Raw genomic sequence first — 24,704 nt, 5'->3', positions numbered from 1 at the left:
TAGATGTGTAAACCCAAAACATTCATAGTAAACATAATATATATACATTTCTAATTATAATTATAATAAACTGCGTATTAAATAAATTATTAATATATAACCTGTATAGTAAAACATTTAACCCAATTCAGCAATACTAAGCATCTGATGGCAAAGCTTACACTAATCTCCACAATATATTCCCTTGAACCCGTCATTATCTGTGTGACACGCCTTGCTCCTTCGAAGATTATATTGCTGTCAGAGGAAGGAGCGAACGATAAAAAGTTGCAGTCCGAAGAAATGATTGAAAAAACTTTTAAAAATGCGCTTGAAGTTAAGAAAAAGTATACAGCAGTTTATGACACTGTGCGGGTTGCAAAAGATGTTGCAGAAATCATTGAAGATGAGCATGCGAGAGGCAACCAGGTCGTTGTCAACGTTTCGGGAGGTCGGAAACCGCAGGCTTTTGGGGCACTTTTTGGAGCGTATGCAAGAAATGATATGGTGCAGAGAATTGTGTATGTGACCGAAGAGGACAGTTTTATGATTGATTTTCCGGTGCTGAGTTTCAACCTTTCGGATACTAAAAAATTGATACTTGAAGAAATCCATAAAGAGATTTCTTCAGTTTCTCAGATTGCAGCAATTGCCGGCATTTCGAAAGGAATGACCTACAACCACCTTCGGGAACTAAAGGCAATGGGATATATAGCCGATGGAGAAAATGGATATATTTTAACTGATGCTGGAAGAATTGCATCAATTTGAGATTGAAGAATATGGACGCAATTTATTCCCCATATGGATTAAACAGAAAGCATATATTAGAACTGCCTTCATTTTTCCGGTAAACTGCAGGTTCCACCATCTCTTTTCTCAAGGGCTTGCAGATACTCCAGCACAGCAAGCACAAAAGCTGAGTGGGACCAGGCCAGTGGCAGGACCGAAAGGGGGTTTCCTCTATCATCCACCTGTTCGGACATAAGGCCTGTCGGGTGAGTATGAGCTGCACACCACTCAAGAAGCTCAAGAGCCCTTTTCAGGTTCCCTGTTGCAGAGTGCCACTGGGACAGCCAGAGAGTACAGATAATCCAGCTGTTCATGTAGCCGTAGTAGCTGTCGTCGAGATACCTGGCAATTCCACCAGAGGGACGTATGAGTTCGCTTTCTATTGCTTCCATTGTGCGGACGACTTTGGGGTCTTCAGGTGAGAGAAGCCCGAAGTACCAGACCGCAAACACCGATGAGTCAAGAGTAGGATCATCGAGGGAACGCCGGAACCGCTTGAGTTTATCATCATAAAGCTTCTCAAGGACTGCCTGTTTAACACGGTTTGCTGCTTCCCCCCAGACATCTGCGTTGTCATAATCCCCAAGGGAACGGGAGAGTTCGCAGGCTCCGTAGAGGCCGGCATAGACGGTGCAGGCGCTGTAGGTATGCACACCTTTTCGCTCCTCCCAGAGGTCAAAGCTCGAAATGGGAAGGTTGGTTTCCCTGTCCAGGGCTTTTGTAAGATAATTGGCTGCGGGAAGGACAAGCTCTCTGTAATACCTGCCTGTAGTCCACACACTCCTTGCAAGCTCCCAGTTGTTGTAGAGGGCATAGAGGGGAAGCCCTGTTTCATCAATCTGGACCATGGGCACAGGATGCCATGTGCTCCCGAAATCTCCTGCAGGGGTATACTTGTGGAGGAAGTTGCCTCTATGTGTTATGGTCCTGGAGAAAAATTCAAATATCTCCGTACTCAGGTGATGGTACCGCGCCCGATCAAGCGCAAGGCAGACCCAGGCTGCGTCTCTGGGCCAGCAGTAGGAGTAGAGGTCTGCCCCAAACTGCTTGATATCCGAGTCACAGGACGCTATCACCGAACCCGTTATATCCATGTGGGCGACAACTGCAAGGAGGCTGCGGTAAAAACATTTTGAGACTCTTTCCGGAAGCTGCGGCATCCAGGCAAACTCCGGGAGGACGGAAACCCTCTCGACAAAAGAATTCCAGAAATTGAAGCTGTGGTGGAAAAGAGAGCTTCTTCCGGCTGCCTTTACTCTTTTATGGATCTTAAGTATATTGCAATACTTTTTTCCAAAAACGATCCAGAAATGCACCCTTGTTGACTCTCCGGCTTTCAGTTCAGGCAGAGTCCAGCCGAGAGTGGAATCTACCGAGCCGTGAGCTACGGGGTTTCCACTGAGACTTGCATCATTTTCCATGTCTTTCCAGGTGCCTTCAAGCCCCTTCCACTCTGCAGTCCCTGTAGCATGCTGGTCAAAGGGGGGGTCACTCGAATGCAGGAAATAGCGGTCGCGCTTGTAGTGGATGAGGGTCTGTTTATCAATTACAGCGGTTTCTCCAATCTTGTTTTCAAGAATCCGGTAGTTCTGGTTGGAAAAAAGACGCAGGTGTTTGGAAGAATTCGAGATATTTTTGACTTCATAGGTCCTGTAAAAAATGTTCACTGAAGGATGGACGACCTCCCAGATCGTAACCTGGAGCCCGAGCTCAGGGTTTTCGAATACAGTCTCTCCTATATTTGAAACAGCACCCATGCAGATTTCAGGCACTTTTTCATTAGCCGCCTCTTCTTTATTTGCCCCGGACTCTTCCTGCGTTCCTGAGATTTCGAGAATCCTGCTACAGAAATTCTCCTCGAAATCTGATTTGTACCGCTGCCGGATCTTCCAGTTTTCAAGCCAGCTGCAGTAAAGGGAATCAAGGTCACATACACCGACCTTTATCGAGTTCCCGTGATTCTCAAGCCCTACATATGGGAAATAGACATCCCTTATAGTCCCTTTCTCATCTTCACAAATCAGGATTTTTCCATTTCCAAAAATCAGCGGCCTAATTTCAAACACCTCCGACTCTATTTTATATTATTTCGAATTCTATTCTGTACTCTTCTTTGATCAAGTTCTATCATGAGAAACCAACGCAAACATGAGAAATCAAAGTAAACATGATCAGTGTTGTGGTTTACCCGGTTAACATATTTCACTTTGAGAACTTAATATTCTTTTTTGAGCCATACTTATAAATAAACCTGTACTGTCTTTTGAAATAAACAGATACTGTCCTCTGGACCCAGAATTCATTGAAACTTAACCATTTTTACAGCTGGTCATAAAGGTTGAACCTCTTTTTAAATTCTATCGGTGTGCTGAACATGCTCTGAGCTTAAGTTCGAAGAGCGCAGGATGTACCTCAGCTGACCAGAGAAATCGAATCTATTTTTGAATTTAAGTCTTTATAAGAATTGAATATATCGTTGAAATATTTAAGGGAAAGGAAAGATCCGGGAAAATAACAACTTTAGCCTTAAAATAGATCATCTTCCGGTACAAACTTGTAAATAAATATGGATACCAAATTTAAAGATAGAAAAAACATGTATTTGATGAATACGATTTTTGTGAATATTACGGAACCAGCCCGTGGAAATGATTTTAAATTCTTATTAAAGATATATATAAAATTCATAAGAAAGTTTATATTTAATTGAGTTCTTGTTAGTATGATTTACAAAAATTAAGTCTTTAAAAGAAGTACCCACATACAAAAATATGCGTGTCTACTATGGTTTACGTAAAAAAAATATGCCCCGTTTGCGGGAACGAATTCTTTGTCCTCAAGAGTGCCGAGGAAAAAGCAGTATACTGCACTCTGGCATGCCTGGCAACAGCTCAGGACAGATTTGAGCGCAGAGGCAGTGTCTTACCAAACTATGGCTAAGAATTCTTATTTCAGGAAAAATAACTTAAAAAACTGAAAGGGAAACACCCTGATAGAAGGGAACGTTTTCCATCTCTTTTTATTTTTAAGTAACTAACTGTTTATTGTGAAAACTTAAAATTTTATTTGAAAACCACAACTTCCTTTTTATTTTCCAGAGATTTTCTTTGCAATCTGAGTTACATGCTTCCCCTGATAACGGGCCATTGCAAGTTCATTTTCTGACGGCTGGCGGCTTCCACCTTGTCCAGCAATTGTTGACACTCCATATGGACTACCGCCTGTGATTTCATCCATTCGTGTCTGCCTTTTTTCAGCATATGGAAGCCCGACGATGATCATTCCAAGGTGAAGCAAGGTAACATGAAATGTGAGGATTGTGGATTCCTGCCCCCCATGCTGCGTTCCGCTGGAAGTAAAAACGCTTCCCACTTTTCCTACAAAAGCATCTCTACTCCATAAACCTCCAAGCCCGTCAAAAACTGTGCGCATCTGTGCAGTCATCATCCCGTAGCGTGTAGGAGTTCCGAATATCAATGCATCGGCTCCAGCCAGTACATCTTCATGCATTTCCCGGGTCAGCACAGGGACATGGGCAAAAAGCCTTTTCGTTTCTATTGCCCCCATCTTTTCCAGGACTTCCTCAGGGAGGGTTTCAGGTACCTGATAAAGCCCCACCTCTGCCCCTTCAACCTCCCTTGCCCCGGCAGCGACAGCTTCTGCCATCCTGTAGACATGTCCGTACATACTGTAGAATATTATATTCACTTTAACCATTCGATCCCTCTGTAAAAAACCAGTTAAAAATATAACCGAACTGTTTAAATCCCAAAAATCAAGCTTTTTTATGTATAAAAATGTGCTGAAATGACTTATGAGTTCCGGAAAACTCCAGACTCCCCTCGTAAAAAGAGTTTTCTGATACATTATATAGCTTGTTAACAGAAACTATAATTTGTTAACAGATGTCCAGCTTCATTTCTTTGCACTATACCCCAGGCTCTCTGATCCCTGATTCAAACTACATGGTATCAAACAATACTGTAGAAAATATGAGAGCAAGAAACTTCTGATAAATGTAAAGTATCAAAATAGTTATTAGGAGATATGTTGTATTAGCTGGGCATGCCCTCTCTTTCTATCGTAATGCCTTCCATGAATGAGGAAGAAACTATTCGTGTTTGCATACAGAAAGCCCAGACCATATTTAAAAAATATGATATCGAGGGGGAAATAATCGTTGCTGACAATTCATCGGACAGAACTGCAGAGATTGCAACGTCCATGGGTGCAAAGGTAATAGGCCCGATAAAAGGATACGGGAATGCTTACCTCAAAGGGCTGGCCGAAGCGGAGGGTGATTACATTGCTATTGCAGATGCAGACAACACATATGATCTCCTTGAGCTTGATAAATTTCTGGACCCCCTTATGGCAGGAGAAGCAGATTTCATAATGGGCACGCGGCTTAAAGGTGAAATCAAAAAAGGAGCTATGCCCTGGCTGCACCAGTATATTGGCAACCCTATCCTGACCGGAATGCTCAATTTCCTGTTCAAAACAAAAATTTCAGATGCACACTGCGGGATGAGGGCTTTTACGAAAGAAGCCCTTGAAAAAATGAACCTTAAAACTCACGGCATGGAACTTGCGTCCGAGATGATAATTGAAGCTGCAAGATGCGGGCTAAGGATTAAAGAGGTACCTATAACCTATTATTCACGCAAAGCTCCCTCCAAGCTTCGTTCTTTTCAGGACGGCTGGCGGCATGTAAGGTTTATGATGCTGTATAGGCCAGTCCCTTTCCTCTATCTGCCCGGTGCTTTTGTGTTTATCCTGGGTTTTCTCATAACGGCGTCTCTTCTTCTCACGGAAAGTGCTGCATATAACCGCCTACACTCATTTATTCTGGGCAGCATGCTCTTAATCATTGGTGGGCAAATCCTGGCAACTGGCGGATATATGAAAACCTATGGCCTGATCCACGGCATATATCGGGATGACAGAAAAGGCAAGAAGCTGCTCAGCTACCATTCCCTTGAAAAAGAACTGCTTGGGGGTTCCCTTATCCTGGGTTCTGGTCTCGTTCTTGGGATGAAAGTTACCTATACCTGGATCAGTTCCGGATATGGTTCCCTTGAAGAAGTAGAATCGTAACTATTCAGCCATACCTTTAGTAAAAGCAATTTTTCCTCTTTCCGAGGAAAAATTGCATATAAAATAACTCTCTTTTTCAACATCATGCTTACACGTGAAGAAATCCTTGTAACCTATGAAGCTGGTCCTGAAGCAGTTATTGTTGAAATCCAAGGATATGAAGCTATCATGGAGAAACAAGCTTCTCATATTTCTGAACTTGAAGAACGTGTAAGAGTTTTAGAGGCTCGTTTGAATCAAAACAGCCAAAATAGCAGTAAACCTCCTTCTACTGATGTTTTTTGTAATGAGAAACCTAAACCTAAGGGTCGCCACACAAGTAGTGGCAAAAAAGCTGGTGGCCAAAAAGGTCATCCTGGAAAGACTTTTGAAATGGTTGAAAACCCTGATTAGGTCATAGTCCATTCACCGGACTGCTGCGAAAATTGTGGTCATCATCTTGAAGATACTGAAGTTGATGACTATGAACGCAGACAAGAAGCTGAAATTCCTCCTGCAAAAATCATATTTACTGAACATCGTTGTGAAATCAAGAAGTGTCCTCACTGTGGGAAAGTTAACAAAGGCTCTTTTCCAGAGTCTATAAAATTCCCAATTCAATATGGTCCTCGTCTTTTAGCCTCAATTCTGTATTTTAGGAACTATCAATTGATTCCTTATGAAAGGACTTGTGATTTAGTAGAGGATGTATACGGTATACGTATCAGCCCAGCTACCATAAAAAGAGCAGAAAAGAAATGTTTCCAGAACCTGAAACCTTTTGAAAAAGCTGTTATGGAACATCTATTAGCTTCCTATTCTGCACATTGTGATGAGACAGGAATGAGAATTTTAGGGACAAAATGGTGGCTTCATGTAGTATCAAATAGTCTATGGACCTACTATTTCGCACACCCAAAAAGAGGGACAGAAGCAATGGATGCTCTGGGATTTCTTCCGCAATACAAGGGAGTAGCAGTTCATGATGGGCTTGCTTCATACAACAAGTATGGATGTGAACATGCTCTGTGCAACGCTCATCTTAAAAGGGAACTTACTGGGATTGAAGAGAATTTTAAACAGCAATGGGCTAAAGAGATTAATGAACTCCTCAGTGAGATGAAAAAGTATACTGATGAATGCAGAGAGATGGAAATTCCAATAGATCCAGAAAAAGTTCGGGAATTCGAGGAAGTATACGATGCAATAATTCAAGACGGAATCGAGGAAAATCCACCACCTGAGCCCTCAAAAGATCAGGTGAAAAAGAGAGGAAGACCAGCACAAACAAAAGCAAAGAATCTCCTTGATAGGTTCATAATACACAAAGAACCGATTCTGAGATTCCTCAATAACCTGAGAGTTTCGTTTGATAACAATCAAGCAGAGCGAGACATCAGAATGATGAAGCTACAACAGAAAATTTCGGGAACTTTCCGAAGCATAGAAGGAGCGGTAGCTTTCTGCAGAATTAGGGCATACATATCCTCAATTAAAAAGAATGGCATGAATGTAATGGATGCTATTCTAGCGGCGCTCAATGGAGCGCCGCTATTATCCTGATAATTGCAGCACTTTGCTGAAAAAACGTCTTTTTATCAGTGGCTGAATAGTTACGTAGAATCTGCAGTTATTTCAATGGTTCTTGCAGCAATTGGGCTCCAGCTGATTTTTTCTGCAGTCTTTGTAAGCGTAATGCTCCTCGAAGTTGATACTGATTGGTAAAGTGTGATGCAATGAAAATTGCCTTCGTATACGATGCTGTCTATCCCTGGGTCAAAGGAGGCGCAGAAATGCGTATTCATGAACTGGGAAAGCGGCTTTCTTCACAGGGGCATGATGTGCACCTTTTCGGGATTAAATGGTGGGAAGGTGGAGACGTTATTCGGCATGAAAGCATGACCCTGCACGGCGTCTGTCAAGCCCGGGACCTGTACGTAAACGGAAGGCGTTCGATTTCCGAGGCGCTTGTGTTTGCTGTAAAGCTGTTTCCAGCTCTCCTGAAAGAGAAATTTGACCTTATTGACGTAAGCGTATTTCCTTATTTCTCCTGTTTATCCGTAAAAGCAGTTTCAGTTCTGAAAAAGACTCCTGCAGTGTTCACATGGCACGAGGTATGGGGTGATTACTGGTATGAATACCTTGGAAATAGGCAGGGTTTTTTCGGGCTTGCAATAGAGACTGCAGTCGCAAAAATCTCAGGTAATAATATCGCGGTCTCGAACTGGACAAAGAACAGGCTTGAAGCCCTGGGGGTTGCAGACAGCAGGATAGCAGTCCTGTTCAATGGGATCGACCTGAAATTAATCTCTGAAATAAAACCTGCCGGTCAGGGTTTATCGGGCAGGGCAGGAGGCAAGATTTACGATGTTATCTTCGCAGGCAGGCTCATAAAGGAAAAAAACGTCGATGTTTTGATAAAAGCAGTTTCCCTGTTAAAAAAAGATTTTCCTGAAATCTGCTGTTGTGTTGTTGGCGACGGGCCTGAAAAGAAAGCTCTGGAGAAACTTACAAATGAGCTTGATGTCCAGAAAAATGTGAAGTTTGAAGGGTTTCAGGAGTACAGGGCGTTAATCGGGAAAATCAAAGCTTCAAAAGTACTTGTGCTACCTTCTTCAAGGGAAGGCTTCGGGATGGTCTTGATTGAGGCTTTTGCCTGTGGGGTGCCTGTAGTGACAGTGAAACAAAAATATAACGCTGCACAGGGGCTTGTTGAAGATGGAGTTGACGGGCTTGTTGTGGATCTGGAAGAGAGAGCGATTGCAAAAGCCGTGAAAAAAATGATTGAGAAGAACTCAGGGAACAGAAAAGCTTCAGAAGCTGCATTTAACAAAGCTAAAAAATATGATTGGGATGAAATAGTTGAGAATATTCATTCAGTATATGAAGATTATATAGAAAAATACTAATAAAACTCTATTTTTTATAGAAATATAATTAAAAAATATATTAGTTATAAAAAAAAAATAATTATGTTTCAACTTTTATAAGAAAGGTAATTAAACTCCTATTTACATAATTTAGTGGGAAATTATGTGAAAAGGGAGTTAAAACAATAGCTCTTATGCCAGTAACTGAATATGTGATTTTGGGCTCTTCAGAACATGGCAGTTTGGACTATTGAGAACCGAACTTATTTCAGATGCAACTTGGGGGAAGCAATCATATTAGTTATACTTTTCAAGTGTTTGGGGGAGATGCTACGTACAGTTCAGAAGGGCAATTAAAAAATCGAGAAATATATACAATAGATATTTCAACCTATTTTTCAGATGCTTGTGCCCCAGGTGATTACACATTCGATAAGCTTGATCTCTCAATTATAATTCCGGTTCACAACGAAGAGGGAAGTATACTTGAGTTATACAAGAAATTGTACAATACTCTTTCACTAATGAAAGAAACATATGAAATAATTTTTGTTGATGATGGCTCTACAGACGATACCTTTGAAAAAATAATAAGCATTAAAGACTGTAAGGTCAAAGTTATAAGATTTCAGAGAAATTACGGAAAAGCTGCAGCTCTTTCCTGTGGATTTAAAAAATCAAGAGGAGACATTGTTATTACCCTAGACGGGGATCTGCAGGACGATCCAAAAGAGATCCCGAGATTTATAGACGAGTTAAGAAAATATGACATGATCTCCGGCTGGAAAAGTAAAAGGCAAGATCCAATCTCAAAAACCCTGCCTTCAAAATTCTTTAACTGGTTAACTCGATTCATAAGTGGGGTCAAAATCAATGACTTCAACTGCGGATATAAAGCGTACAATAACTATGTTGTAAAAAACATAAATCTATATGGAGAGCTTCATCGTTACATCCCGGCTCTTGCTTACTGGAGAGGTTATACTGTAGGAGAAATTGAAGTCGAGCATCATCCAAGAATACATGGAGAGTCAAAATATGGGATCGAAAGGTTATTGAAAGGATTACTGGACCTTATAACAGTTACATTTTTGATGATGTACAAGAAGAGGCCTCTGCATATGTTTGGAGGTATTGGATTCCTTCTTGGATTTTCTGGAGTATTTATATCAGTGTATTTAATGTATTTATGGATTACAGGAGTAGAAATAGGGGACAGACCCCTTCTAATGCTCGGGATATTGCTGACAGTCATCGGAGCCCAGTTTGTTTCTCTTGGTCTTATAGGAGAATTGATCACAAACTCGAGAAATAACGATGACTACATTATAAAATACGATAGTTATGAACTGGAAAACGGCAGGTAAAATTGCAGTTACTTCGGGATTAATGCTTTACCTCATAAGCAAACTCGACATAACGGCAATCTATGAAACCTTTACTCAAATGGATCTGGCATTGCTTTCTCTCTCAATACCTTTTATTGCTCTGATGTACACGATAAAAGCAAGAAAGTGGCAGATCCTGCTTAATTGTATAAATGTTCAAATCTCCATCAGACAATCATTAAAAATAATTTTGATAGGTACGTTCTATGGGGCGCTCACCCCGGGCAGAGCCGGAGAGGTTTCAAGAGCATTTTATATTGATACCGAAAAATCGAGGAGTATCCCCACTGTAATAATGGACAGGGTAATAGATATTGTCTGTCTTCTGGCACTCAGCGTTCTGTCAACAGCTCTCTTTTTTAAGGACAGGAATCTGATTTATTTAATGGTTTTAGTCGTGCTGCTTTTCATTGCTGGAATAATTATAATCACTAATGAAAGGGTAATAACCCTTGTTTTCAAAAGCTTTTCTCAAAGAAAGGAACACAAAGAGAATTATATAAAAACAATTAAAGAGATTACAGGAAACAGAAAAGCATTATTTTTTGTTTTTTCTCTAACACTTGGGTATTATATACTAAATCTAATCGTTTACTGGATAGTGATTAAATCCTTAAGTCCGGCTTTAAACAATATTCTTACATTTTCCCTGCCGATAATCGTAATTTTAGGCAATATTCCAATATCGATATCAGGGTTTGGAGTTAGAGAGTTTGCAAGTGTTACAATTTTCAGAATGTTGAACGAAAACTCAGCTTATGGATTCTCGTGCCCCTTAGTTCTGTACTTTATGACGTCACTGTCTCCTGCATTATTCGGATTTCTACTTACTTTACGGAAAAAATCTTAAAAAACAAAGTAGCTTTAAAAGTAAAAAGTCTTAAAGCAATATAAGCGCTGACATGTAAACGGGAGGGTTTAAAAACCGCCATGACGTAAAATATTTAGCACATAGGTGCTGAAATAAGAAAGACCTGAACGAATAAGATCTGGCTAAATTGATGTGAAGATTAAAGGATTGATATGGGTATTTCTGTTATGAGATTCCGGTTCACGGATAGTAACTAAAGATTAGCTGATCGAAAATTAGAGATCATTATCAGAAGTTCAAAACTTATTTGTATGTGGGGGCTAGATGAATCAAAGTTCTGAGAGTGGAAACTATAAAAAGTATACTTCCAAAAATCCGCTTATGGGAATAGTCACATCGAAATTTATGAAAGATTTGAGTGAGACTATAACTCCACTAGAAAATATAAACAACATCATCGATATAGGTTGTGGGGAAGGGTTCATTGTCAACTGTCTCAACAGGACAGATATCACAGGCGTAGATATCTCAAAGAATGCATTGGATATCGCAAAAAGGAAAAATCCTGGATGTAATTTTTGTACAGGAAGCGTATATGACCTGGCCTTCAAAAAAAACAGTTTTGACCTTGTAATTGCAACGGAAGTCCTAGAACACCTCGAAAGCCCGAAGAAGGCTCTTCAGGAAATCAAAAGGATATCTAAAAATTACTGCATATTCAGCGTACCCAATGAGCCTTATTTCCGCACAATGAACTTCTTAAGAGGTAAAAATCTGACACGTTTCGGGAATGATATAGAACATGTTCAGAACTGGAGTTCAGGAGAATTCGTGAAACTGATAGGGACATACTTTAATGTGGTCGAAGTAAAGAAACCATTTCCATGGACCATGGTATTATGCAGGAAATAAAAATGACAGAAAAAAACTAAAAATTTACTTTGAAGATGTGGAAAAAATAACAAATTTATCATAAAAACAGTTTTGAGATTTCAACCCTGAGAGATACAATGACACCTGATACACAGAAATGGCTAAAAAAACATTTAATTGATAGCCAGATATCGCATTTTCAGGAAATAAATTTAAAAGAACATGCCGGAGTATTACTATTATACACCTTACTAACCTTTATACTCACTTATCCTGTAGTTTTTAAAATACGCACGTATATTCCGGGAGGAGGAGATGCGTTTCACTGGATAAGAATACTCTGGTATACGCCAGTAGCTATATTCAACCCGGACTTCACAAAATTAACACATGACTACTTAATATTTTATCCCTATGGAATACCAGCGTCCCCTTTTCAATCGGCATTTAACCAGGTTCTTACATACTTGTTATCCAGTGTGATGGCCGTCCATCAAGCATATACTGTATTATGGTTATTATCATTTATTTTTGGAGCATATGGCACCTATTTACTCGGTGATTATTTATTAAATGACAAAGTTGCATCTTTTATAGCTGGACTTGTGTTTGCATTTTCACCATACCATTTTGTACATTCTCTTGGTCATTTAGGGGCAACCAGTATAGAGTGGATACCCTTTTGTGCCTTATACTTAATGAAAATGTTTCGAGAGGGGGGAATTCGAAATAGTCTTTTTGCAGGAATATTCTTTATTCTTGTAGCCATGAGTGATCTTCAATACATGGTGTTCATGGGAATTTTTGTCATGTTATTATTTTTATATGAAATCGACATTGTTTTAAGAAAAGAAAAACAAGATTATAAAGAAAAATTAAAAAGTATTTTTTATAAGTACTCCTTGTTTGGAGTAATTTCATTCATAGGTTTAATACCCCTTACAATGGAAAACATTCTGACAGCAATATCTACTGAAAACTTTTTAAAATTGGACTCTTCTGAAGCTATTACATATTCAACTGATTTATTGAGTTTTTTTCTTCCATCTGTTTTACATCCAGTATTTGGGGGTCATACGAAGGATATTTATGGGAATTTCTCAGGAAATTTCAGTGAGAATACAACTTTTATTGGATATACTGTCATTTTACTTTCTTTGTTTGCGATCCGTAGACTGAAAGAAAACAAGTATGTAAAATTTTGGTCGATATCTGCATTGTTTTTTTCGTTAATCAGTCTTGGCCCACTTCTTCACGTAAACGGCAACACATCATTTACAGTTTTTCATACTACTGTCCCTCTTCCACATTTAGCTCTATATTATTTGATCCCATTTCTGGACAACTGTAGAACGACTGGAAGATTTTTTGTAATTGCTTCCCTCTCATTTGCAGCTTTGACGGGGTATGGAGCTTCAGAATTACTAAAATATAGCAAAGATAATAAAAAAATGGCTGCAGTTGTAATAAGTAGTTTGATAATTTTTGAATATTTAGCAATTCCTTTTCCGGTATCAACTGTCAACAAACCATCATTTTACGAAGAGATCTCACAGGATAAAGACAACTACGCACTGCTCGAAATACCTGCAACTCTAAACTATGGAGCAGGTGTGAGAATCATTTATTATCAAACAATACATGGGAAACCTGTCGTGGGTAACTGGGCTGCCAGATTTCCATCCGATGCAAGAAATTTTGAATTTAATACACCCGTGGTAAGAGAATTAACTCGTTTACAACCTTTTACTGTTGATATCCTTAACCAGGATATAAAGCAAGTTGGAACGTCCATTCTGAACTACTATAACATATCATATGTTATTTTACATACAAATTATATGAATGAAGGACAGGTTGATTTAGCTAAAACATTGATACAGGAAATGCTCAATACAGAACGAAAAACATACGAAAAAGATTCTCTAATTGTATATCATGTCAAAAAAGAGCCTGTAAAATCATTCATGATTTTAAGGGATAACTGGCATAGTCTAGAGGAATGGGATAGTATCCCTACCAGGTGGATATCGAACAATGCTACGTTAATGGTATACTCAAATGAAAAAGTAAATAAAACCCTTAATTTCCGAATACTCAGCTACCATAATCCAAAAACCATCGAAATATGTGTTGAAAGTGATTGTTTTGAAGACATTGTACCAACAGATTTCACAGAGATAAGAATACCATTAACTTTAGAAAAAGGAGAAAATATCATAAGATTTTCTACTCAGGAAGAATGTTTTTCTCCTTCACAAATTAGTGATAGACAGGACACAAGAGAACTTAGCTTTGCAATCCAAAATATCAAAATATCTTAAAGAAGAGACACAAATATTATTATATCCACACCAATATAGCCGTATAGGTCTTCTTTACCACCAGAGATACCTGATTATAAGAGGTTTCGTATAACACTTTAGAGAGGTGTTGACCACCGAGGTCAAACCAACGATAAAAATAAGTGGCAAACAAGTATACCAAAATAATCGACGACGTAATAGTGGCCATGGCCGCAACATTATATGAGACCATCTGGTTAAGCAGACTAAATGTTATACAACTATAGCTACCGATTATTATCATGTGGACTACGTAGACACTGAAAGACAACTTGCCCATCCACACCATAAAACTGTTGGATAATAATTTGTTTAAAAATGGGCTAAAGGCGACACCTCCCAACACCAGTATCGACCCTAAAATTAAATTCAGGTATTGTGCACCGATATTTAATCCGATTAGGGAAAGCAAACCGTTCACATCATAAGGAACTGCAGCTATCCATAATCCCACGATTGTAATGCTGATGCAAATAGGCTCGGGTACCCTATATTTCAATGTAGTGTTAAGGTCGCACAACGCCATACCTGCCAAGAAACTTATCATGTATCCATCCTTAAATAATAGGAACCCCACGATGTAAGCAAATATGCGTTCCCACCGATCTCCGAAGAACAATAGGAACCCATAGATGAGGAAGCTACCCTGCAGTTCAGTGTTCATCGTCCACAGGGCACCATTATACCTGTTATCCATAGAGAAAAACACGCCAAACAAGCCACTATATATTGCCCCAAAGATATCACCGTGGGGGAATTGGAACAAAGTATCCAGCCACCCCAAAGAACCCGTAATGGCCACTATCTCCATGTGATGGTACAACCCAAAAGAGCCCACGAGGAAAGAGATCATCACGGCCGCAAACACAGGCACCATGAGCCGAAAATACCGTTTATATGCACTTCTCCTCACCGTTTCGGCATCTCTAGTGGTAAAGTATTTGTGGCTCAACACATAGCCACTCAACGAGAAAAATAGGCAAACCGCAAATACACCGTTATATAATAGGTGCACAGGGCTGTCGCGGATGGCGTCCTCGTAGCCAAAGTGGAGCTTGCGGCCCGCGAAAAACATAGAGGGATAGAATGTACATAGCAAATGGTCGACGAGGACCATCAATGCTCCTATTCCTCTCAGGCTTTCGATCGCTTCGATCTTTTGAGACACAATATATCACACCCGATCCAATTGATAATATCCAGACCACTTTTGTAAAATCAAAAATATTTAAACAGTGTGTGTACCACAGTTATAATTATGACGCCAAATATAAAAATATTTTGAAAATGTGGAATTGCGCTGAGCTACTTGACTTTTATTTTGTGATCTCAACTCCATCAATCATAAATAATTTACTTATGTCGGGGATAATTATCCTTATAGAAGAAGATATGCAGCTATAGAAGCAATGAAATTAGGTCATGGAGGACAAAACTACATAAGTAATGTGCTGGACTGCCATTTTCAGACTGTCATGGCTGGAATTACTGAACTCACTAATGGTACCGAAACACCAGAGGACAGGATTCGGAAGCCTGGAGGAGGCAAAAAGAAAATCATCGACACGGTAGAAAATATCGATGAAATTTTCTTAGAGCGTGTCTTAAAATTAAATTTGATTCTACGATGGTGACAGTAATTATCATTTGAACTGAAAAACAGTTTGTCATTAAACTGTTATACATCGAGCGAATAAACCTGATGTAATAAATTTACAGTCTGAATTTAAAGCCAGCAATGACCACTATCCAAATGTAGAAATGGTTTGAATTTTAAGACAGCCTCTTAGAGGTCTTAAAAGACCATACAGCTGGAAGCCCTATTAATGCTAAAACAAAGTGGACAAATCTAAGCCTAAAAGAACTAAACCTAAAAGAAATTTCAAAGGCATTTGAATCAAAGGGTATGAATTAAAGACAGAAACGAGCAATTTGAGAGGATTCAAGAGTTCGGAGAGAAGAGTACTCAAAAAGCAATAATCCAATTATCAGTATAGATGTGAAAAAAAAGAATTCATAGGCAATTTCTACCGATGGCAAAGGATATTGATTACTCAGGCAGTAAAGGTATATAACCACGACTTCAATACATTTTCAGATGGTATTGTAATTCCCATGGCATATACGACCTGAAACGTAACGAAGTATACATCACCCTGGGAATCAATAAGGATACGAGCGAATTTTGTTGTGACTGCATTAAATACTGGTGGGAAAAATTCGGCAAGGAAGATTACCACCAGGCAAGTAACATTTTAGTCTTGGCAGATAGCGGTGGAAGCAACTCAAGCAGGCATTATACTTTCAAGGAAGACCTGCAAAAGCTATCAAATGAAATTGGGATTGAAATCAGACTGGCTTACTATCCACCATATACTTCGAAATACAATCCAACAGAAAGGGAAACCAACAAAAAGACCTACAATGAGATGGATATTTTTCAATTTTCAGGGAATTAAAGAGCTTATTTATCAGAAAAAAGGGCAAATTGAGTCAAAAATATTGAATGTGGAGGAGGTTCACTGGAAAATACTGAGGCTCATGGGAGAAAAATATGAAAATATCTGTCTCTAATTACGTTAACCTGCCGAAGGTAGGATCAAAAATAAAGTTTATGCTATGGGAAGAAAAGCAACTGAAAACTTCAAGGAAAAAATGAAAATTGTCTTTGATGATTATTTGGGGAAATGGAATTATAAGGCCATTCCACAAGTGGAAACTTGAAGTTATTTTTCAAGCATTCCTTAGTTCTTCAGGTACAAATTTTCGGATCTCTTTGTCTTTAAGCAAAACATTGATAGGAATTTGTTCATCAGTATTCCTGTACCCTTCTAAAAAAAACTGCCAAAAATCATCGTTGTGTTTATAATGTCCTTCAGTTTTCATCAATCTAATATACTTATCAGGATGTTTAGCAAAAAGCAAAGGGTCGTTTATAAAGAATTTATCTCTTTCTTTTTGAGATTCACCTTTGTTATTTCTAAAATGTGGGGGATGATAAACACGAACATCTCTGCTATATGGAATAGACCCATAATCCTGTGCTCTCCATGCCAGGTCTGTATCTTCCCTGAAGTGAGGTTTGTCAAAACGCTCATCAAATCCTCCAATTATTTCGAGAATATCACGGCGGATAAAAAGATTTGCAGTCATGAAACCTAGCCCCTCAAATCCTTCATTCGTTACAAGTCGGTAGCTTGGATCATTCCTTTTGGTCTCATCAGAGAAAATATAGCCTTCAATTCCAATTATATTTTTACGCTCAAATAGCTCTTTTGCATTTTTCAACCAGTTTGAATCAGGCTCACAATCATCATCAGTAAATGCAATTATTTTTCCTTCCGCATGCTTTAGTCCAATATTTCTAGCCTGTACAGCGCCTGCTTTTTTGTCGAAGACATATTTAAGTTTAAAATTGCATAACTTTTGAAGACTTGCCTCCCGGTTTTCTCCTGAATCCACAATAACTGCTTCAAAATTTGTATATGTTTGTTGATTTAATCTCTGAATAAGATTATGTAGTTGTTCACCGCGCAATGTTGGGATGATGACTGAAAAATAGGGAAGATTATCCTGATATAATGTAACAATTTTCTTTCCGAGAGCTGATGAAATTTTATTCCAGTCATAATATTGTTCAACCAGAATTCTTCCATTCAAAGAAAGTCTATTGTAAATATCTTTATTTGATAAAACTCTATGAATTTCAGCAGAGAAATTGGATAACTCAGCAACTATAAACGAGTCTTCGTTAACTATTCCTCTTGCCCCAACCGGAGAAGATATTGTTGGAAGCCCGGCAGCCATGAAATCAAACATTTTGATATTTGTCCCGGAACCATGAAGCATTGGGTTTATAGCTATGTCTGAAGCTGAAAGAAGCATGTTTTTTTCTTCTTCGGATACTCTGCCATAGATTTTCACATTGCTTTTGCTCTTTGAATTCAACTGATTTCCGACTCCTCCAAGAATAAGGAAGTAGACATCAGGACTTTCATCTGCAAGTGTGTTAATTATAAAATTGCCAGCTTCTACATTTGGAGCGTATTCACTTCCAACAAAAATAACTGTTTTTGGAGCGAGGTTCAATTTCTTTTTATAATTTATTCTTATGTCTTCACCAATAGGTTTTATTTCTTTTGCATCTACACCGTTTGGGAAAACTTCTACTTTAGAAGAATCCAGGTCATACAACTGCTCAAATTGCTGTTTGTCAACTTCTGAACATGCAAGAATTAAGTCACTTTCCTCACATAACTCTTTTTCAACAAATTTAACCATGTTAACTATGCATTTAGCAAATGAAGAAGAACCTAACAACTGGGTTCTCAAAATTGCTTCACAATTTTGACTGTCATAAATCAAAACTTTATTTTTGAGATTAACCTCAGTTTTTATAATTGGATACAACCAGGGATGGCTGATTATCACCACATCAGCTTTTTCTGCTTCTTTTCGGACAGCTTTAACAAACTCGGGGGAGGCTTCCCCTAAGAATGGAAAAATGGAGTCAATAATCGTTTTGTCAGGCAATAATTTATTAAAATATTCATTTAACTTAAAGTGCTCATTATCCAATGGAATATCAAATTCGTTGAACGAGCGGGATATAGCAACTTCTCTTCTTTTTTCTCCTTTCCAATCAAAGGTTCCAATATATAGTGGTTTTATGTTATCTCCCAGATTAGAATATAATCCCTTCAGTCGTAATCTTCCACCTCCAACTGCAGGATCAATAGGTTGAGTATCGGTAATAAGAACATTAATTTTAGAGGTTACTTTATTTTCTGAACAAATCTGTAAATCGTCTAATAGTTCTTTTACAACATTTTCCCATTTTATATTCTGAACGGATTGGAATCCTTTTTCTCCCATTAAAACGGTTTCTTCAGGATGTTCTATTAAGTAATCCATTTTTTCAGCAATCTTTTCTGGGTCAGGATCAACAATAAATCCGTTTATAGAGTCTTGAACAATGTTTGCTGGCTCTCCTGAATCTTTACAGGTGATAACAGGTTTTTTAGCTCCGAAAGCTTCTATGGTGATATATCCGTAATCTTCCTGAATTGGAACGAACGGAACTAAAATCGATCTGGAATATAAGTCCAATAATTCTTCATTAGAAACTTTTCCTAAAAATTGTACCTTCTGCTCTAAGCCCAGCTTATGTACAAGCTTTCGTAAATCATTAGCATCTTCACCCACACCTGCGAGAAGTAAACGTGTATCGTTCTTCAGATATTTCATAGCTTTAATTATCAGATCAATACGTTTCCATCTGTGCAGCCTTCCCGGAAGAAAGATAAATTCTCCTGTCTGTGGCTCTAAAAAAGTTGAGATTATAGGTGCAGGATATATTACTTTAAAGTTGACATCATTCCAAAAAGGATCTGCGTCCCTCATTCTCTGAGCAACTACTTCCCCAATAACACAATGTTTCTTTATCCTTGCTGGATTCAAGCCATACTTATCAAATTCGTGGATTAGCTTCTTTTGTTTTTGTTTTTCTTTGTCGTTAGAATTGTATTCTACATTGAACATATCATAAAATACTCTTATTGGATGAAGTAAGTAAGAAATATGGTTTCTATGCCTCACCATGTAAGTAGGAGCCTTTGTGGAAATTACAAGGTCATAATCATCTAAATTAAGGTAAAAACAATTGCAATACGATTCTAATATTTTCTCAAAACTGGATTCGTCAACCAGGATATCAATTTTTGTTGCTTGATGTCCTGCCCTATTGAGAGCGCTTACTAACCCATCATAAAGATTTTCTGCACCCCCCCTCTCACAACTTACGCTTTTTGGAGTTACAACTGCAATTTTCATGTTTTAACCTCTCATTTCTTACCAATCACAGCATAATCCTGGGCGCCGTATAAAATATTGTTCAGCATGTCAACGTTTTGATTATGTACTTCCACAATTGAAGAAACCGCTGGTGATACATTATCAGGAGAAGATATTCGTTTTAATCTAGCATAATCCGGAACAGGTGAGAAGAATTTAGTTTCGAGATCTCTGAATCCTGTTGCCTCAAGCAAAAATTTCAATGTATAAGGATGTATAGGCTTTTTATGAGTCATATCTATGTAAAAATTAGCAAATGATACCAGAGAAAGCGGATTTACAGTTTCCACAAAAATATAGTATCCATATTTGAGTTTCTGAAAGCATAGCTTAAGCAACTTAATCAAGTAATCAGGTTCGAGATGTTCAACTACCTGATCGATAAAAATTCCATCAAGACTCTTATCATCAAGCTTTTCTAGATACAAAATCGCTTCGTCTTTCACTACATTGAATCCCTTTGAAAAGCAATAGTCAACCATGGAATCATCAATATCAACACCTTTTGCACCAATACCATGCTCTTTTGATAACTCCAGAAATTCGCCCCTTCCACACCCAATATCCAGAACATTGGAACATCCAATGAAATAATTTATAAAATTAGACTGCCGCTGCTTTATATCTTCTCTTGAACCCCTGAACTGTTCTTCAAATCTAAAATAATTAATATCTAAATCACTGGAGTCGGAAGTTCCAATCTGTTGATCTTTATAACCTTCTTCTAGTTTGCCATCAAGTATACTAGCCAACCATGCTTTATTTTCAATGTCCAGATTCATTGAAGAAACTATAGAGTTAACTTCTGCCTTTATATCCTTATCCATTTCTGACTTAAGTTGTCCAATCTTAATCTCGAATTTAGACTTAAGCTTCTCTACCTTATTTTCTAATTCAGGTCTGAGCTGCTCTACCTTATTTTCTAATTCAGGTCTGAGCTGCTCTATCCTGGAATCCATTTCGGATCGAAGTAGCTCTATCTTATTGTTATAATAGTTGAACTTACCTGCAGTATCATTAAGAAGGCGAACCGTACTCCCATTAAACTCTGTTTGCTTCCAGACAATCGGGTCCACATACCGCCTGATTTCTCCGTGTACCAAGTCTCTACCCTTAACAAGGAATTTCCCCACAACCGGCCGATGAGAACTAATGAAATAACTGTTGTTCTGAATGTCCCAGTTGGAATTTAGATACTCGAGATCTCTCTGGATATTACTTTCACTTAAAGGTGCCTCGGGTGAAGGGCCATTTTGAAGATCTTCAATATTTTTCCCTGGAAAAACCTCTGATCCTTTTCGCTTACGGATGTTTTCCCTTATTTTTCCCATTATTTTTTCAACGTTGATTTCTTCTTCATTAATTTCAGTATTAATGTCAAATATCTCCATAAAATCTCACATCCCGAACTCAGATTTTCCAGTTGCAAGGTACCTCAAAAAGTCCAGCATCTCTACTGGTTGGAATTACATCAAAAGAATACTGTTTATCATGCCAGTCGTAAGGTTTTTGGTCACGGGTATGTACCGCTACTGTAAGTAAAAACCTTCCTGTTATCATAGGGATTCTCTCTATCATGAGGTCAACATGTCCTTTGCCCTCGAGAGTGTCAAGTTCTACGTTTTTTAATTCAGTATTTGTTCCAAAGAGGTTATCTCCTTTTTCGGAATATAGAGCAATGCCAAATACCGGATCAGAGACTTTTTTATGTGCATGGTAAAAGATTCTGATTGTCATAAGATCTAAGGAGTTGAATCTGGAACCTCTATTGCCAAATTTATCGTAAAACTCCACATCAGTAATCTCAACAATTCGATCTCCCCAACGAGTAGTCTTATCCACAAGTGTTTCTTCTGTTTCGGCAGATTCTGCTTCATTTTGGGATTTTTTTTCCGATTCGTTAATACTTTCCGAAGAGGGTGCTTCTTCTCCACCGCCATACACATAACGGTCAATTACATCTCCTGTGTCTCCTAAGACTACCTGCTCCCCTTTATTTAGAAGTAAAGTCCTATCACAAAACCTCCTTACTGCCCCAAGATCGTGTGAAACAAAAACGATAGTAACACCTTCCTTTCGATACTGACTCAGGGTATCCAGGCACTTTTGCTGAAATTCCATGTCCCCTACAGCCAGCACTTCATCCATTAAAAGGATCTCAGGGTCGGTCTGAATCGCCGTTGAAAAGGCAAGCCTTACCTGCATGCCCGATGAAAAATTTTTGAGCTTGGTATCCCTGAACTTCTCAAGTCCTGCGAACTCAATAATATCTTCCAGTTTATCACTAATTTCTCTTTTTTGCATGCCCATGATGGTTGCATAGATTTTTATGTTCTCTGCAGCTGTAAGATCGGGCTGAAAGCCAACTCCCAGTTCCAGAAATGGAGTGATTTTCTTATGAATATTTACTTTTCCTCCAGTAGGGTGCAGAATATTAGCTATAATCTTTAATAAAGTGCTCTTACCACTCCCGTTTACTCCAATGATTCCAAGTGCTTCTTCATCTTCAACTGTAAAATTGATATCTTTTAGTGCGTGGAAAGTTTCATAGGTTGGAGGCTTGAAGACCCCGGTCAGAGCCTCAAATAGAGTGGTTCTTTTTTCATGAGGTATGCGAAATGTTTTGTACAGATGCTCAACTTCAATTGCAGTCATCAGATTTCCTCCGCAAATCCGGGTTCTAATCTGGAAAAAATAATGTATCCTACAAGAAGGAAGGCTATTGATGAAAGACACATAAATAAAAGATCCTCTATTTTCGCTGGAGAAGAATAAATAATGGTATCCCTTGCAGAATTAAGAATCCGGGCAATTGGATTCAATAAGATGAATTTCTGCAGATATTCGGGAAATACGTCAATGGTATAGATTACAGGGGTTGCAAAGAATCCAATCTGCAAAAGAACCTGCCAGATAAACTGCACGTCTCTGTAATATACATTCAATGCGCAAAGCACCAGAGAGAGCCCAAGTGAGATAATAAATAGGAACAGCAGAATAAGCGGTGCATAAGCCAGGTTGATGGAAATTGGTACCCTGAAAAATACCATGAACATTATGAATATAAGAGACTCGAAAATGCTCATGAGCAGAGCTGTAATGCATGAGGAAATGACAAAGATGTCCCTTGGAAAGTAAATTTTCTTAACCATACCTGGTTTTCCTACTATGGAAAACATTCCGATGGTAGTTGCTCTGCTAAAAAAATTCCATAGAATGATACCAAGAAGTAAAAACAACTGGAAGTATTCAACCTGAACCCTCATCAAGTTCGAAAAAACCACATAAAGAACCAGGAGCATAAGCATGGGTTCCAGAAGAGACCAGAAATAACCCAGTATAGAATTTTTATATCTCAATTTAAATTCGCTCCATGAAAGTTGCCAGATAAGATTCCTATAGTCATAGAGCTCTCTCAGGTGCTTAACGATCATTATTTACCACATTTTTTATCTTTTCACTAAAAATCGAAAGATCAAAGCGTTTTGCCTGCTTAAGACAGGCATCCCTGTAACTTTCGGGTTCACGAGATATGAATTCGACAGCCTCTATAGCGCTGTGAATATCTGCATTTATGAGAATACCCGTTTTTTCTGTGACAGTCTCTTTAAACCCGCCTTCGTTTACCGCAATAACGGGCTTCCCGCTTGCCATTGCTTCCACAGGGGTCAGACCAAAGTCTTCGTCAAGCGCTGTGCAGATGAAACCCCTGCACCTGGCGTAAAGGTCAATTAATTCCTGTTCAGAGACTTCTCCAAGTATCTTCACGTTGGGAGGAAGTTTATTTCTTATATTTTTTGCATACTTTTCAGCATGATCACCTTTTGCATAACCACCTACAATAATAAGTTTTTCATCAGGCATTTTTCTAAAAGCTTCTATCTGCAATTCGATTCTTTTTTCAGGATAAAGCCTGTTTACCGAGAGCCAGAAATTCCCATACTCTTCACATTTGAACTTTGAAACATCGACAGGGGGATAAATTATGTCAGCAGTCCTGTGATGATACTTCTCAATTCTTTTCTGAGAATTTTTTGAAATCGTGACAATCTGATCAATATTGTTAACGGATTTTTGATCCAGCCACCTGTGGCCGTGTACCCAGGTACGAAAAGCCTGTCTAGTAATAAAATCCTGCCTCTGTAAGAAAGTATCGTAGAGATCGTAAAAAGCCCTTACAGGTGTGTAGCAGTACCACATGTTAGGATGATGCCTGTGGGCTGCATAGTGACTCCAGTTCCCTGTGAAAATGAAAAAATCATAATCATTTGAGAAATCACATGTATAAAATTTTTCAGTTGCAGAAATCTGTTTTAGCGGGGGAATTTTCTTTGTGTGTCCAAGAGATATCACATTTACTTCTGTATTCAGTTTATCGACTGCATCCAGATCTGTAGTGATAATATCAGCGTTCAATAACTTTGCTAGAGTGATGACAACTTTCTCTCCACCGCCAATAGCTCCGAAGTAATCGTGAAAGATAGCTGTTTTCATGTTTCTTCTCATTTTTTAAATTATTTCACGTTAAATTTAAATTGGGATTTATATGTGTTTCGAACCGATTTTTAATTTGAATAAAAATTCAGTTCTTTACTGTGAAATATAATCAAGTTTAATAGACAGATGACCTTAAGTGAACTTTATTTACCTTGCCGGGGCACCAGTTACAACCAGAATAAAGGACACTTAACAAGAAAACCCTGGATACACCCCCTAA

17 protein-coding genes and 2 pseudogenes are annotated in these 24,704 nt (G+C 38.5%); 11 read left to right on the top strand and 8 right to left on the bottom strand.

Annotated elements, in window-relative coordinates; genetic code table 11:
• Positions 1 to 147 precede the first annotated feature (147 nt).
• A complete protein-coding gene (gene csa3 / locus MSWHS_RS15455) occupies positions 148 to 750 on the top strand; it encodes a CRISPR-associated CARF protein Csa3 (RefSeq protein WP_048159372.1) in 603 nt (200 codons plus the stop codon).
• Between the two features lie 68 nt (positions 751 to 818).
• Here csa3 and MSWHS_RS15450 read toward each other — a convergent pair whose 3' ends face one another.
• A complete protein-coding gene (locus tag MSWHS_RS15450; RefSeq protein WP_156151251.1) occupies positions 819 to 2,837 on the bottom strand; it encodes a glycoside hydrolase family 15 protein in 2,019 nt (672 codons plus the stop codon).
• A 718-nt stretch (positions 2,838 to 3,555) separates the two neighbouring features.
• On the opposite strand from MSWHS_RS15450, the gene MSWHS_RS21070 reads away from it, so the two are divergent.
• Complete coding sequence (locus tag MSWHS_RS21070) at positions 3,556 to 3,711, top strand: hypothetical protein (protein ID WP_197073959.1); 156 nt, start codon at positions 3,556 to 3,558, stop codon at positions 3,709 to 3,711.
• A gap of 147 nt (positions 3,712 to 3,858) precedes the next feature.
• On the opposite strand, the gene wrbA is transcribed toward MSWHS_RS21070, so the two are convergent.
• Positions 3,859 to 4,488: an NAD(P)H:quinone oxidoreductase type IV gene (gene wrbA / locus MSWHS_RS15445; protein WP_048128776.1), complete on the bottom strand. Its 630-nt coding sequence runs from the start codon at positions 4,486 to 4,488 to the stop codon at positions 3,859 to 3,861.
• A gap of 348 nt (positions 4,489 to 4,836) precedes the next feature.
• Between wrbA and MSWHS_RS15440 the strand changes: the two genes are divergently transcribed.
• From MSWHS_RS15440 to MSWHS_RS15405, 7 genes and pseudogenes are all read left to right on the top strand, one after another.
• On the top strand, positions 4,837 to 5,868 hold the full coding sequence (locus MSWHS_RS15440; protein WP_048159665.1) for a glycosyltransferase family 2 protein: 1,032 nt from the start codon (positions 4,837 to 4,839) through the stop codon (positions 5,866 to 5,868).
• Positions 5,869 to 5,952: 84 nt separating this feature from the next.
• Positions 5,953 to 7,410, top strand: a pseudogene (gene tnpC, locus MSWHS_RS15430) (IS66 family transposase).
• 155 nt (positions 7,411 to 7,565) lie between these two features.
• A complete protein-coding gene (locus MSWHS_RS15425; protein ID WP_231585475.1) occupies positions 7,566 to 8,756 on the top strand; it encodes a glycosyltransferase family 4 protein in 1,191 nt (396 codons plus the stop codon).
• A 233-nt stretch (positions 8,757 to 8,989) separates the two neighbouring features.
• A complete protein-coding gene (locus tag MSWHS_RS15420) occupies positions 8,990 to 10,084 on the top strand; it encodes a glycosyltransferase family 2 protein (RefSeq protein ID WP_082088127.1) in 1,095 nt (364 codons plus the stop codon).
• Positions 10,062 to 10,955, top strand: coding sequence for a lysylphosphatidylglycerol synthase transmembrane domain-containing protein (locus MSWHS_RS15415; RefSeq protein WP_048128780.1), 894 nt, complete (start codon positions 10,062 to 10,064; stop codon positions 10,953 to 10,955). Before MSWHS_RS15420 ends, MSWHS_RS15415 begins: the two co-directional genes overlap by 23 nt.
• Before the next feature lie 285 nt (positions 10,956 to 11,240).
• Positions 11,241 to 11,828, top strand: a complete 588-nt coding sequence (locus tag MSWHS_RS15410) for a methyltransferase domain-containing protein (RefSeq protein WP_048159370.1) — start codon at positions 11,241 to 11,243, stop codon at positions 11,826 to 11,828.
• 98 nt (positions 11,829 to 11,926) lie between these two features.
• Complete coding sequence (locus tag MSWHS_RS15405) at positions 11,927 to 14,113, top strand: hypothetical protein (protein ID WP_048128785.1); 2,187 nt, start codon at positions 11,927 to 11,929, stop codon at positions 14,111 to 14,113.
• Positions 14,114 to 14,132: 19 nt separating this feature from the next.
• Here MSWHS_RS15405 and MSWHS_RS15400 read toward each other — a convergent pair whose 3' ends face one another.
• Positions 14,133 to 15,302 (bottom strand): acyltransferase, encoded by a 1,170-nt coding sequence (locus tag MSWHS_RS15400; RefSeq protein WP_156151250.1) that lies wholly within the window; start codon positions 15,300 to 15,302, stop codon positions 14,133 to 14,135.
• A gap of 922 nt (positions 15,303 to 16,224) precedes the next feature.
• On the opposite strand from MSWHS_RS15400, the gene MSWHS_RS22460 reads away from it, so the two are divergent.
• Both MSWHS_RS22460 and MSWHS_RS15385 read left to right on the top strand, forming a co-directional pair.
• Positions 16,225 to 16,593, top strand: coding sequence for a hypothetical protein (locus MSWHS_RS22460; protein ID WP_082088128.1), 369 nt, complete (start codon positions 16,225 to 16,227; stop codon positions 16,591 to 16,593).
• Positions 16,529 to 16,708: pseudogene (locus MSWHS_RS15385) on the top strand (IS1634 family transposase); the annotation flags it as partial. The gene MSWHS_RS22460 and the pseudogene MSWHS_RS15385, both read left to right, overlap by 65 nt.
• A 159-nt stretch (positions 16,709 to 16,867) precedes the next feature.
• Here MSWHS_RS15385 and MSWHS_RS18640 read toward each other — a convergent pair.
• Genes MSWHS_RS18640 through MSWHS_RS15355 form a run of 5 tightly spaced genes read right to left on the bottom strand, consistent with a single transcriptional unit; the run spans position 16,868 to position 24,481 of the window.
• Positions 16,868 to 19,966, bottom strand: a complete 3,099-nt coding sequence (locus MSWHS_RS18640; protein WP_052722752.1) for a glycosyltransferase — start codon at positions 19,964 to 19,966, stop codon at positions 16,868 to 16,870.
• Between the two features lie 11 nt (positions 19,967 to 19,977).
• On the bottom strand, positions 19,978 to 21,378 hold the full coding sequence (locus MSWHS_RS18635) for a bifunctional 2-polyprenyl-6-hydroxyphenol methylase/3-demethylubiquinol 3-O-methyltransferase UbiG (RefSeq protein ID WP_052722751.1): 1,401 nt from the start codon (positions 21,376 to 21,378) through the stop codon (positions 19,978 to 19,980).
• Positions 21,379 to 21,397: 19 nt separating this feature from the next.
• Positions 21,398 to 22,642 carry an ABC transporter ATP-binding protein gene (locus MSWHS_RS15365; RefSeq protein ID WP_048128791.1) on the bottom strand — a complete coding sequence of 415 codons (1,245 nt, stop codon included), beginning with the start codon at positions 22,640 to 22,642 and terminating at the stop codon, positions 21,398 to 21,400.
• On the bottom strand, positions 22,642 to 23,421 hold the full coding sequence (locus MSWHS_RS15360; protein ID WP_048128793.1) for an ABC transporter permease: 780 nt from the start codon (positions 23,419 to 23,421) through the stop codon (positions 22,642 to 22,644). The genes MSWHS_RS15365 and MSWHS_RS15360 overlap by 1 nt, the downstream gene beginning before the upstream one ends.
• Entirely contained in the window at positions 23,411 to 24,481 is a 1,071-nt protein-coding gene (locus tag MSWHS_RS15355; protein WP_048128796.1) for a glycosyltransferase, read from the bottom strand. Before MSWHS_RS15355 ends, MSWHS_RS15360 begins: the two co-directional genes overlap by 11 nt.
• Between the last annotated feature and the right edge of the window lie 223 nt (positions 24,482 to 24,704).

The sequence above is a fragment of the Methanosarcina sp. WWM596 genome (assembly GCF_000969965.1).
In the GTDB taxonomy this organism is placed as follows: Archaea; Halobacteriota; Methanosarcinia; order Methanosarcinales; family Methanosarcinaceae; genus Methanosarcina.
The sequence above is the reverse complement of the archived record's forward strand: the minus strand, read 5'-3'. Positions and strand labels throughout refer to the sequence as shown.

Excerpts from the sequence above, each read along its gene's own strand:
- csa3 (WP_048159372.1), top strand. The coding sequence starts at position 148 with ATGGCAAAGCTTACACTAATCTCCACAATATATTCCCTTGAACCCGTC.
- MSWHS_RS21070 (WP_197073959.1), top strand. The coding sequence starts at position 3,556 with ATGGTTTACGTAAAAAAAATATGCCCCGTTTGCGGGAACGAATTCTTT.
- wrbA (WP_048128776.1), bottom strand. The coding sequence starts at position 4,488 with ATGGTTAAAGTGAATATAATATTCTACAGTATGTACGGACATGTCTAC.
- MSWHS_RS15440 (WP_048159665.1), top strand. The coding sequence starts at position 4,837 with ATGCCCTCTCTTTCTATCGTAATGCCTTCCATGAATGAGGAAGAAACT.
- MSWHS_RS15420 (WP_082088127.1), top strand. The coding sequence starts at position 8,990 with ATGCAACTTGGGGGAAGCAATCATATTAGTTATACTTTTCAAGTGTTT.
- MSWHS_RS15415 (WP_048128780.1), top strand. The coding sequence starts at position 10,062 with ATGAACTGGAAAACGGCAGGTAAAATTGCAGTTACTTCGGGATTAATG.
- MSWHS_RS15410 (WP_048159370.1), top strand. The coding sequence starts at position 11,241 with ATGAATCAAAGTTCTGAGAGTGGAAACTATAAAAAGTATACTTCCAAA.
- MSWHS_RS15405 (WP_048128785.1), top strand. The coding sequence starts at position 11,927 with ATGACACCTGATACACAGAAATGGCTAAAAAAACATTTAATTGATAGC.
- MSWHS_RS18640 (WP_052722752.1), bottom strand. The coding sequence starts at position 19,966 with ATGAAAATTGCAGTTGTAACTCCAAAAAGCGTAAGTTGTGAGAGGGGG.
- MSWHS_RS18635 (WP_052722751.1), bottom strand. The coding sequence starts at position 21,378 with ATGGAGATATTTGACATTAATACTGAAATTAATGAAGAAGAAATCAAC.
- MSWHS_RS15365 (WP_048128791.1), bottom strand. The coding sequence starts at position 22,642 with ATGACTGCAATTGAAGTTGAGCATCTGTACAAAACATTTCGCATACCT.
- MSWHS_RS15360 (WP_048128793.1), bottom strand. The coding sequence starts at position 23,421 with ATGATCGTTAAGCACCTGAGAGAGCTCTATGACTATAGGAATCTTATC.
- MSWHS_RS15355 (WP_048128796.1), bottom strand. The coding sequence starts at position 24,481 with ATGAAAACAGCTATCTTTCACGATTACTTCGGAGCTATTGGCGGTGGA.